The sequence below is a fragment of the Myroides sp. LJL119 genome, assembly GCF_054871605.1.
The window spans coordinates 640,774-651,776 of the sequence record NZ_JBTXLO010000001.1 but is presented as its reverse complement, the minus strand read 5'-3'; the positions used below and the strand labels follow the sequence as shown (position 1 = coordinate 651,776).

Below are 11,003 nucleotides of genomic sequence, written 5' to 3'. Positions count from 1 at the left end.
GCATGTGTTAGGCCTGCCGCTAGCGTTCATCCTGAGCCAGGATCAAACTCTTCATCGTATATTTTTTATATCTTAAATTAGATATATAAATCAAATCTTGCGATTCGCCTTACTCTCTTTATTTTTTGCTGTCAATCCAATATGTCTATGAACGTGTCTTTCGTTTATTCTGCGCTCTGTATTTCAAAGCGGTTGCAAAAGTAATACTTTATTTAAAACTAACTAGATTTATTTTAAAAAAAATGTTTTTTATTTTTCTTGTAAGCCCCGTATTTCTTAAAGCGGACTGCAAAGATACTACCTTATTTTTTCATTATCCAAATTTATTTTTCAAAATCTTTCTTAATGTTTTTTAAGGATACTTTACTCTTATTTTGTATTAGAACGTCTGCCTTGAATGCGGATGCAAAAGTAGAAACTTCCGAGCAACTTCCAAACTTTATTTTACTTTATTTTAAAAATAAATTCCTTTAAAGCCTAACTCACTATCATTGTGCAACTTAATTTTAATAAGGATCAAAACAAAACACCCTAATAATAAAAAAAGCCAGACTTTCGTCTAGCTTTTTCGCTCCCCCTCTTGGGCTCGAACCAAGGACCCTCTGATTAACAGTCAGATGCTCTAACCAACTGAGCTAAGGAGGAAGGTAAGTGTTCACCTTTTTTACAATACATTTGCAAAAACAAGCATCATATAAAAAATCAAAATAAATGACTTTTTGCTCCCCCTCTTGGGCTCGAACCAAGGACCCTCTGATTAACAGTCAGATGCTCTAACCAACTGAGCTAAGGAGGAAGGTGATGTGTTACCTTTATTGCGATGCAAATATAATATCATTTTTTATTCCTGCAAACACAAATGCCAATTTTTTTTTGATTTTTTTATTTCGCAAAAATAGCTCTATATATATCATTACCGTTTGCATACAAAAGCAAGCCTATAAGTATAAAGAAACCAATCATTTGCGCTTTTTCTAAGAATTTATCACTTGGTTTTCTTCCGGTAATCATTTCATATAGTAAAAACATAACATGTCCACCGTCTAAGGCAGGAATAGGTAGTAAATTCATTACACCTAACATTATTGAAAACATCGCAGTGATATTCCAAAATACTTCCCAAGACCAGTACTGCGGAAATATATCGTACATAGTTTTAAATCCACCTAAACCTTTATATGCTCCCGTTTCAGGTTGAACAATTTTTTTTAACTGCCCAAAATAACTTACAATTCTTTCTTTTCCTTTCTGAATTCCCACTGGAATAGATTCCAGTAAAGTGTATTTTTGATTACTAATAGTATACAGACCAAGCTTTTCTAAATTATCCAAAGCTAGTCCAGGCATATAATACAGATTTAACTTACCTAGCGAATCAACTGTAGCAGTTAAAGCAAGCTCTTGCGAATCACGTTTAACAACCACTGGCACTTGCTGACCTTTATTAGATTCTAATATCGGTCCAATTTGATCATAATAAGCAATCTTACTACCGTTTACACTAGTAATAATATCTTTCTCATTAAATACGTTCTCATTATCTGAGCCAGGCTCTACACCCGCAACAATAAAAGGTAATCTCAACCCTACAAGTCCCGCTGTTCTGTTTTTCATCACCTGATCAATTAAATCTACAGGCAAAATTACTTCTTGTTGATTACCATCTCTTTCAATTAATACAGAATGACCTAATAATATAGCCTCATTAATATTGTGAAAACGATCCACCTTTTTACCATCAACTGATATAATTTTATCTCCTGTTTTTAAACCAGCCTCTAATAAAACAGGCGATTGAATCATAACACCATCTTTTATATTGTTATTATCAATATATAAATCGCCATAAGCATACACCATACCTATATATATAACAAAAGCCAAAATAAAATTCACCGTCACCCCACCTAACATAATAATTAAGCGCTGCCACGCTGGCTTAGATCTAAATTCCCAAGGTTGCGGATCTTTTTCCAGTTGCTCAGTATCCATACTCTCATCAACCATCCCAGCTATTTTTACATATCCTCCTAATGGTAACCAGCCAATACCATAAACGGTATCTCCAATTTTCTTTTTGAATAAAGAAAATTTTACGTCAAAAAAAAGATAAAATTTCTCTACACGAGTTTTAAAAATCTTAGCTGGTATAAAGTGTCCTAATTCGTGTAAAACAATTAGAAACGACAAACTCAATATAAATTGAGATAATTTAATAAGTATATCCATTTTATTTAATTACATTCTTAATCTAACGCAGACAAAAATAACGCAATACTTTTAGTATTTCCTATTTTTTTTAAGGAACATCTTTTTTTATCAATAATTTCACAAATTAGCACTATTCAAATAATTGTCTACCCCTTATTTCATATCTCCACGTGTAGATAATGTGTGAATTCAGAAAAAAATATTCGTAAAAAAGATAAAAGCAGATATATTAGAAAACAATTTTCTAACTTTGCTATTATTATTAATTTTTTAGAAATATGTTACAGATAGCTTTTATTAGAGAAAATCAAGAGCAAGTAGTCAAAGCTTTGGCTAAAAGAAATCTTGATGTTGCCGATTTGCTAAATGAGGTGCTGGATTTAGATGAAAAAAGAAGAAGCACCCAGGTGGAGTTAGATAATATTTTAGCAGAATCCAACAAGCTATCCAAAAGTATTGGAGAATTGATGAAAAAAGGTGAGAAAGAAAAAGCTGATCTTATAAAATCTACCACATCAGAGCTTCGTGAAAAAAGTAAACAACTTACCGAAGAATTAAATAACATAACAAATTCTCTTACAGAGAAACTATACACTATTCCTAATACCCCTACAGAAATAGTACCTGCGGGAAAAGATGCTGATGATAACTTAAATATCCATCAGTGGGGCGATATTCCTGAATTACACCAAGGAGCAATGCCACATTGGGAATTGGCAAAAAAATACGATATCATAGATTTTGAGTTAGGAAATAAAATTACAGGTGCTGGCTTTCCTGTCTATAAAGGTAAAGGAGCTAGATTACAAAGAGCCTTAATTAGCTATTTCTTAGATAAGAATACCGATGCTGGTTACAAGGAGTATCAAGTACCTCATTTAATTAATGAAGCCTCAGGTATTGGCACTGGTCAACTTCCAGATAAAGAAGGTCAGATGTATCATTGTACTGTAGATGACTTATATTTAATTCCAACGGCAGAGGTACCTGTTACCAACTTATTTAGAGATGTCATCTTACAAGAAAGTGAATTACCTATTATGTGTACAGCATACACTCCATGTTTTAGAAGAGAGGCTGGTTCATATGGCGCTCATGTAAGAGGCTTAAATAGACTTCATCAATTTGACAAAGTGGAAATCGTACGCGTGGAGCACCCGGATAATTCTTATAAAGCACTGGATAATATGGTAGAACATATACAGGGTATTTTACAAGAGCTTAAATTACCTTACCGTATTTTACGTCTATGTGGTGGCGATATGGGATTTACTTCAGCATTAACTTATGATTTTGAAGTTTTTTCTACAGCACAAGATAGATGGTTGGAAATTAGTTCAGTTTCTAACTTTGAAACTTTCCAAGCGAACCGATTAAAATTACGCTTTAAAGATAAAGATGGTAAAAACCAATTAGCTCATACTTTAAATGGTAGCTCGCTTGCCTTACCAAGAGTGTTGGCCGGTATATTAGAAAACTATCAAACTCCAAATGGTATTGTAATTCCAGAAGTCTTACGTCCGTACACTGGATTTGATATCATAGACTAAAATTTTAACCTTAATATTTCAAGCACCAAATCCGATAATAATTCATTTGGTGCTTTTTTTTTCTACAAGATAATTTAAAAAAATAAGCCAATGATAGTATATAATATAACCGTAAATATTCATGAAGACGTACATGACAAATGGCTACAATGGGCTCAAAACACATACATCCCTGGACTAATACAGACAGGTAAATTTTCAAAAGCTAGAATGGTAAAAGTTTTGGTTGACGAACAAATGGGAGGTATAACTTATTCTTTGCAATTTGAAACTGATTCCAGAGAAACGTTAGAAAAGTTTTATGAGCAAGATGCCAATCACTTCGAAGATCAAGCAAGAAGTCTCTTTGGTGAATTAATGCTTACTTTCAAAACAGAATTAGAAGTTATTAAAGAATTTTAAAAACAAAGAACTCATGGATAAAGTAAAGGCTAAAAAACATTTAGGACAACACTTTCTAACAGATGAAAATGTAGCAAGGCGCATCGCCGATACACTCACGCTAAGTGGTTATGATAAAGTATTAGAAATTGGACCAGGAATGGGTGTTCTGACAAAATATCTACTTGATAAGCCTGTCGAAACCTTTGTTGTTGAAATAGATAATGAATCTGTTGAATATTTAAACAAGCACTATATAAAATTACATGATCATATTTTTGCCCATGATTTCTTAAAATTTGACATAGTTAGTGCTTTTGAAAAACAACAATTTGCTGTAATAGGTAACTTTCCCTACAACATATCTACCCAAATTGTATTTCGTGCTTTAGAGTTAAGAAACTTTATTCCTGAGTTTTCCGGTATGTTTCAAAAAGAAGTAGCTGAACGAATTTGTGAGAAAAAAGGCTCAAAAGCATATGGAATATTATCGGTTTTATGTCAAGCTTTTTACAATGTAGAGTACCTATTTACTGTTTCAGAACACGTTTTCAATCCACCTCCTAAAGTTAAGTCGGGAGTAATGAGAATGATACGAAAAGAAAACTTTACACTGCCATGTGATGAGAAACTGTTTTTTAATGTAGTTAAAGTCGCATTTAATCAAAGAAGAAAAACGCTTCGAAATAGTTTAAAATCGTTTAATCTAAGTGCTAATTTAAAATCTGAAGATATATTTAATCTTAGACCTGAGCAGTTAAGCTATGAAGAATTTATACAAATAACTCTAAAAATTCAAGCCGATGGAGTTTAAAATCAGTAGAGAATCTATTCAACTATTTGAAGATTTAATTGCTGAAAAAAATCAGAAGGAGCTCCTTCATATCCTTAAAGATATACACTACGCGGATATTGCTGAAATAATGAATGAGCTATCTAATGAAGAGGCAATTTATATTTTCAATATTCTTGATAGTGAAATTACCGCCGAAATACTATTAGAATTAGATGAAGACGTAAGAGAAAAAATTCTTAAAACTTTGTCTTCAAAAGAAATTGCTGAAGAACTTGATGAGTTAGATACGGATGACGCCGCTGACATTATCTCAGAACTACCCGATCAGCGTAAAGAAGAGGTTTTATCCGAACTAGAAGATTTAGAACATGCTAAAGATATTGTAGATCTACTTCGTTATGATGAGGATTCTGCCGGAGGTCTGATGGCAAAAGAATTTGTATCAGTCAATGAAAACTGGACCGTACTTACTTGTGTAAAAGAAATGAGAAAGCAAGCGGAGAATGTTTCACGCGTCCATTCGATATATGTATTAGATGATCTAGGTAAGCTCAAAGGGCGGTTATCTTTAAAAGACTTATTAACTACCTCAACAACAACCCATATAAATGAGGTCTACATTCCTAATGTAGATTATGTGAAAGTAGATACTAAAGACGTAGAGGTAGCACGTATTATGCAAAAATATGACTTAGAAGCTATACCGGTTGTTGACGAAATGGGAAGGTTAGTTGGTAGAATTACTATCGATGATATCGTTGATGTTATAAAAGAAGAAGCAGACAAAGATTATCAATTAGCAGCTGGTATTTCACAAGATGTAGAAGCCAATGATAGTATTATAACCCTTACAAAGGCGAGACTTCCATGGCTAATATTAGCTATGATTGGAGGGTTTGTAGCTGTAAATGTAGCCAGAAGCTTTGAAGACGCTATGGAAAAATTTGGTGTTTTATTCTTCTTCACTCCACTTATTGCTGCTATGGCTGGAAATGTTGGTGTGCAATCTTCGGCCATTATCGTCCAAGGTTTAGCCAATAATACTATTACCGGATCCATATGGTCTAGATTAGCCAAAGAAGTTTCTCTTAGTTTACTAAATGGTCTTTTACTTGCTATCTTAATGATGGTAGGTAGTCACTTAGTCTTAGGAGTTGATTACTTAATTGCCATCACAGTGTCTATATCTTTAATAAGTGTAATTATAATAGCTAGTTTAATTGGTACTTTTGTTCCTATTTTACTAAATAAATATGGTGTAGATCCCGCATTAGCAACAGGTCCTTTTATCACTACTAGTAATGATATATTTGGTATTTTAATATACTTTTCAATAGCCAAAATTATACTTGGTTTTTAAAGATAATAAGTCTATAAATATGATTAAGAAAGTTTTACATATCGATTCTAATCACCCGCTACTTCTAGAGGAGTTAGAGAAATTAGGGTATCAAAATATACAAGACTATACCTCTGATAAACAAGAGATACTAAAAACAATAGACCAATATACTGGAATTGTTATAAGAAGTCGTTTTGCTTTAGACAAAGATTTTTTAGAAAAAGCTACAAACTTAAAATTCATTGCAAGAGTTGGAGCTGGATTAGAGAATATAGATTGTCTTTATGCACAATCTAAAGATATTGCCCTGATCAATGCTCCTGAAGGCAATCAAACAGCAGTTGCAGAACATGCTATGGGAATGCTACTTTGTTTAATGAACAAATTAAAACTAGTAGATTACCAAGTTAGAAACGGTGTTTGGATCAGAGAAGACAACAGGGGATATGAAATTCAAGGTAAAACGGTCGCTATTATAGGATATGGCCATATGGGCAAAGCATTTGCAAAAAGATTAAGTGGATTTGATTGTAGAGTGATTTGTTATGACATTTTACAGGACGTTGGAGATAAATATGCTCAACAAGTCTCTTTAAATGAAGTCTGGAAAAATGCTGATATTATAAGTCTTCATACCCCACAAACCCCTGATACCCTAAATTTATTAAATAGAGATTTTTTTGATAAATTTCAAAAACCTTTTTTTTTAATAAATACAGCAAGAGGAAAATCTTTAAATACACAAGATTTAGTACAAGCCTTGCAAGAGAACAGAATATTAGGAGCTGCACTAGATGTATTGGAATATGAAAAATCTTCTTTTGAAAACATGTTTAGCGATAATGATCTACCAGGAGCTTTACAATACCTTCTTCAAAGCGATAAAGTACTCTTATCTCCTCACATAGCTGGATGGACTCATGAAAGTAAACTAAAATTAGCTCAGACAATTATCGAAAAATTAAAACTTTTAAAATTATAATAAAGGCCCATATAAAGAAATTCTTTATATGGGCCTTTCTATTAGCTTATGCTTTATTTTGCCTTTCTAACTCTGCTTCAAACTCTTCTAAGACAGGTTTTACTGTACTATCTGGTAAATCTGCTATCTTAATATACATTAGTCCATCTATCGCATTATTAAATAAAGGATCAACATTAAAAGCTATTACTTTAGCATTTTGTTTTATATATTTTTTTATAAGCACAGGTACTCTCAGTTTTCCGGGCTCAATATCTTCAATTATTTTATCAAATTTATTTAAATCTGACTCTGTCTGATTAAAAATCAAATCCTTATCAGAGTCTTTAATATTCACTTTATATTCCATTTTTGGGGTAACATATTGTGCAATGTAAGGATCAAAATAATGAGATCTCATAAATTCTATCATCAAAGATTTTGAGAAATCAGAAAATTGATTACTGATACTTACCCCTCCTATTAAATATTGATGTTCTGGATAACGCAAGGTAGTATGTACAATTCCTTTCCATAATAAAAATAGCGGCATTGGCTTTTGTTGGTATTCTTTAATAATAAAGGCTCTTCCCATCTCAATACTTTTTGCCATCATAGGATAAAGCTCTGACTCGAATCGAAATAGTTCATTTAAATAAAAACCATTTATACCATATTTCTTATAGATCTCAGCACCTAAGCCCATACGATATGCTCCTACAATAATATTAGCCTCATTGTCCCACAAAAACATATGATGATAATAATCATCGTACCTATCTAAGTCCAAAGCATTATTAGTTCCTTCTCCTACTTGGCGGAAAGTAATCTCACGCAGACGTCCTATTTCACGCATAATAGTAGGTATTTTTTCAGCAGTACATAAGAAAACCTCATAATTCTTACTGATCAATAAACGTGAATTATCCTCGCGTAAATTCTCTACCTCTTTTATTATATCTTGTTGCGGACTAGCCTCGGCTATATCTTTAACTAACTTAGGAAACTTAAAACTAAAAGATGGCACTTTAATCCACTTCTTATCATCTCCTTTATAAGCATTAGACAATAAATAAGTTTTAAATCTCAAAAAGTTACCATAATCTCTAATATCAAAATGCTCATTTTGCTCTTCAACAGAAATAGGTCTACCAATCCTAATTTTTATTACTCTATTTTTTTGAGTTAACAACTCCGAAGGTAGTTTTGCAGTTCTTAGAGTCGGATTTATTTTTGACAAGAAATAAAAAAGCTTACTATTTTGAGCATGAAAATAAATCGGCACAACTGGTACATTTGCTTTCTTAATTAGTTTAATGGCTCCTTCTTCCCATGGTTTATCAACTATCAACTCACCATCTTCATAAGTAGATACCTCTCCTGCTGGAAAAATACCCAATGGCTTATTATCACTTAAATGGCGCAAAGTGTCTTTTAAACCAATAACACTAGACTTTATATCTTTATTACTTTCAAATGGATTAACTGGCATAATAAAGGGCTTTAGAGGCTCAATTCTATGCAGTAAAAAATTTGCTATTATTTTAAATTCCGGATCATGCTCCAACATCAGTTTAAGCAATAAAATACCGTCTATTCCTCCTAAAGGATGGTTAGATATTGTAATGTAAGGCCCTTTTTTAGGTAATCTTTTTAATTCTTCAGGATCAATCTCAAATTCAATTTGAAACTCTTCCAAAATAGCATTTAAAAACTCCAAATCATCCAAATGCTTATTTCGGTCATATATCTTATTTAAAGTGCTTATTTTCAACGTTTTCATTAACATCCACCCCGATAATGTACCCAAAATTCCGTACTTATCAAGATTTATCGCTTTCGCTACTTCTCTAGCCGTTACTAACCCCATCTAATATTAAAATTAAGTCGTACAAATATACATAAAACTTAGCTAGTGCTTTCGTTTTGCCTTAACAAATACAAACCTTTGTTGCTCTTGTTAATAATTATATATACATAATACTAATTCCAACATAATATCCCAAGTTATCCGTGATATTTTTTCTATTTTTGAAAAAGTTTAAAAAAATTAAATAAAGCATAGATGAAAATAATTTCTTACAATGTTAATGGAATACGAGCTGCAATAAAAAAGGGCTTACTAGAATGGTTACAAGAAGAAGATGCAGATATTATTTGCCTACAAGAGACAAAAGCTAAAGAAAATCAAATACCTACAGAATTAATTACCAACGCAGGTTACCCTTACCAATATTATTTCAGTGCTCAAAAACCAGGTTATAGTGGGGTGGCTATCTTGTGTAAAACTAAACCAAACAATGTGGTTTATGGTACACAAATTCAATATATGGATTTTGAAGGGAGAAACCTACGTGTGGATTACGATACTTTCTCTGTTATGTCTTTATACTTACCCTCTGCCTCTAATATAGATCGCTTAGATTTTAAATACCAATATATGGATGATTTCTTTGATTATATTGCAGCTTTAAAAACGGAATTACCTAATTTAATTATATGTGGTGATTATAACATTTGTCACCAGGCAATCGATATTCATGATCCGGTAAGAAATGCAAAAGTTTCTGGATTTCTCCCTGCAGAAAGAGCCTGGATAGATAAATTTATTAAACATGGCTTTATCGATAGTTTCCGTATGTTCAACAAAGAACCGCATCAGTACAGCTGGTGGACTTATCGTGCTAATGCTAGAAATAATAATAAAGGTTGGAGAATAGACTACAACATGGTATCCCAAGCTTTAGAATCTCGCATAATATCTGCGTCAATCATTCCTAGTGCGGTGCATTCTGATCATTGTCCAATATCTGTGGAAATTCAACCTTAACCCCCTAATTACTAATTATAATATGAAAGTAAGAACCTTAACAATCGCTTTACTTGCCCTTACAACAATGTCCTCTTGTGTAACTCGTAAATTATACAATGAGTTAGACATGCAGTATAAAGATTCTCTAGAGGAAAACCGTAAATTAAGCGATGAATTAGAAGTACTAAATAGCTCTAATTCAGATTTAGAAAAAATAAAAAGAGATTTAGCTGCTCAATTAAGAGATTTACAAGCAGAAAGAAAATCTTTGAACGATGAAATAAATGCTGCGCAAAAGAAATTAAAAGATTTAGAGTTATCTTACAATAACTTAGAACAGTATAATGAACAAAGCTTACAAGCAGAAGCCGCACGTTTAGCCAAAGCTATAAGTGAACTAGAATCCAAATCACAAAGAATAGAAGAGTTAGAAGGTATTTTAGCAGCAAATGATATGCAAATGCAGCAACTTCGAGAAAATTTAAGCAGAGCTTTAAATGACTTTGAAGGAAGAGGCCTAACAATTGAACAAAAAAATGGTCGTGTTTACGTGTCGATGGAAAACAAACTACTTTTTAATTCGGGAAGTTGGTCGGTAAATAAAGAAGGTAAAACGGCAGTAGAGCAACTCACTAATGTTTTAGCTGAAAATCCAGATATTACTGTGGTCATTGAAGGTCATACGGATAACGATAAAATTCTGGGTAACTTAGGTGATGGCGTAAAAAACAATTGGGATCTTTCTGCCAAAAGAGCTCTAGCCATTGTTAATATTATTACAGAAAATCCCGATATAGACAAGAAAAATATTACTGCAGCTGCTAGGAGTCAATATGCCCCAATAGGGGATAACTCCACAGTCCAAGGTAAAGCTAAAAACAGACGTATAGAAATTATTCTTACTCCTAATTTAGATAAGATTAATCAAATGCTGAACAATATTTAGTCCT

General features: G+C 32.5%; 9 protein-coding genes and 2 tRNA genes. 7 read left to right on the top strand and 4 right to left on the bottom strand.

Features of this window, described 5'->3' with window-relative positions; genetic code table 11:
• Positions 1-571 precede the first annotated feature (571 nt).
• From ACYSNV_RS02935 to rseP, 3 genes are all read right to left on the bottom strand, one after another.
• Positions 572-645, bottom strand: a tRNA-Asn gene (locus ACYSNV_RS02935).
• A gap of 77 nt (positions 646-722) precedes the next feature.
• Positions 723-796 (bottom strand) — tRNA-Asn (locus ACYSNV_RS02930).
• Positions 797-882: 86 nt separating this feature from the next.
• Positions 883-2,229 carry an RIP metalloprotease RseP gene (gene rseP, locus ACYSNV_RS02925; protein ID WP_461761063.1) on the bottom strand — a complete coding sequence of 449 codons (1,347 nt, stop codon included), beginning with the start codon at positions 2,227-2,229 and terminating at the stop codon, positions 883-885.
• A 260-nt stretch (positions 2,230-2,489) separates the two neighbouring features.
• Between rseP and serS the strand changes: the two genes are divergently transcribed.
• From serS to ACYSNV_RS02900, 5 genes are all read left to right on the top strand, one after another.
• Positions 2,490-3,761 (top strand): serine--tRNA ligase, encoded by a 1,272-nt coding sequence (gene serS / locus ACYSNV_RS02920; RefSeq protein ID WP_461761062.1) that lies wholly within the window; start codon positions 2,490-2,492, stop codon positions 3,759-3,761.
• A 90-nt stretch (positions 3,762-3,851) separates the two neighbouring features.
• Entirely contained in the window at positions 3,852-4,163 is a 312-nt protein-coding gene (locus tag ACYSNV_RS02915; RefSeq protein WP_461761061.1) for a DUF4286 family protein, read from the top strand.
• A 13-nt stretch (positions 4,164-4,176) separates the two neighbouring features.
• Entirely contained in the window at positions 4,177-4,956 is a 780-nt protein-coding gene (gene rsmA, locus ACYSNV_RS02910) for a 16S rRNA (adenine(1518)-N(6)/adenine(1519)-N(6))-dimethyltransferase RsmA (RefSeq protein ID WP_461761060.1), read from the top strand.
• Positions 4,946-6,298 (top strand): magnesium transporter, encoded by a 1,353-nt coding sequence (mgtE, locus tag ACYSNV_RS02905; protein WP_461761059.1) that lies wholly within the window; start codon positions 4,946-4,948, stop codon positions 6,296-6,298. The genes rsmA and mgtE overlap by 11 nt, the downstream gene beginning before the upstream one ends.
• Before the next feature lie 19 nt (positions 6,299-6,317).
• The gene (locus ACYSNV_RS02900) at positions 6,318-7,262 is read left to right on the top strand and encodes a 2-hydroxyacid dehydrogenase (RefSeq protein WP_461761058.1); all 945 of its coding nucleotides are present in this window, start codon (positions 6,318-6,320) and stop codon (positions 7,260-7,262) included.
• Positions 7,263-7,308: 46 nt separating this feature from the next.
• On the opposite strand, the gene ACYSNV_RS02895 is transcribed toward ACYSNV_RS02900, so the two are convergent.
• Entirely contained in the window at positions 7,309-9,111 is a 1,803-nt protein-coding gene (locus tag ACYSNV_RS02895; protein ID WP_461761057.1) for a GNAT family N-acyltransferase, read from the bottom strand.
• Between the two features lie 195 nt (positions 9,112-9,306).
• On the opposite strand from ACYSNV_RS02895, the gene ACYSNV_RS02890 reads away from it, so the two are divergent.
• Together ACYSNV_RS02890 and ACYSNV_RS02885 are read left to right on the top strand one after the other, a co-directional pair.
• Entirely contained in the window at positions 9,307-10,071 is a 765-nt protein-coding gene (locus tag ACYSNV_RS02890) for an exodeoxyribonuclease III (protein ID WP_461761056.1), read from the top strand.
• 22 nt (positions 10,072-10,093) lie between these two features.
• The gene (locus ACYSNV_RS02885) at positions 10,094-10,999 is read left to right on the top strand and encodes an OmpA family protein (protein WP_461761055.1); all 906 of its coding nucleotides are present in this window, start codon (positions 10,094-10,096) and stop codon (positions 10,997-10,999) included.
• The last annotated feature ends 4 nt before the right edge of the window (positions 11,000-11,003 follow it).

What these genes read in the sequence shown, in the direction of transcription:
- ACYSNV_RS02890 (WP_461761056.1), top strand. Translation starts at nt 9,307, where the DNA reads ATGAAAATAATTTCTTACAATGTTAATGGAATACGAGCTGCAATAAAA.
- ACYSNV_RS02915 (WP_461761061.1), top strand. Translation starts at nt 3,852, where the DNA reads ATGATAGTATATAATATAACCGTAAATATTCATGAAGACGTACATGAC.
- ACYSNV_RS02900 (WP_461761058.1), top strand. Translation starts at nt 6,318, where the DNA reads ATGATTAAGAAAGTTTTACATATCGATTCTAATCACCCGCTACTTCTA.
- ACYSNV_RS02885 (WP_461761055.1), top strand. Translation starts at nt 10,094, where the DNA reads ATGAAAGTAAGAACCTTAACAATCGCTTTACTTGCCCTTACAACAATG.
- rseP (WP_461761063.1), bottom strand. Translation starts at nt 2,229, where the DNA reads ATGGATATACTTATTAAATTATCTCAATTTATATTGAGTTTGTCGTTT.
- serS (WP_461761062.1), top strand. Translation starts at nt 2,490, where the DNA reads ATGTTACAGATAGCTTTTATTAGAGAAAATCAAGAGCAAGTAGTCAAA.
- mgtE (WP_461761059.1), top strand. Translation starts at nt 4,946, where the DNA reads ATGGAGTTTAAAATCAGTAGAGAATCTATTCAACTATTTGAAGATTTA.
- ACYSNV_RS02895 (WP_461761057.1), bottom strand. Translation starts at nt 9,111, where the DNA reads ATGGGGTTAGTAACGGCTAGAGAAGTAGCGAAAGCGATAAATCTTGAT.
- rsmA (WP_461761060.1), top strand. Translation starts at nt 4,177, where the DNA reads ATGGATAAAGTAAAGGCTAAAAAACATTTAGGACAACACTTTCTAACA.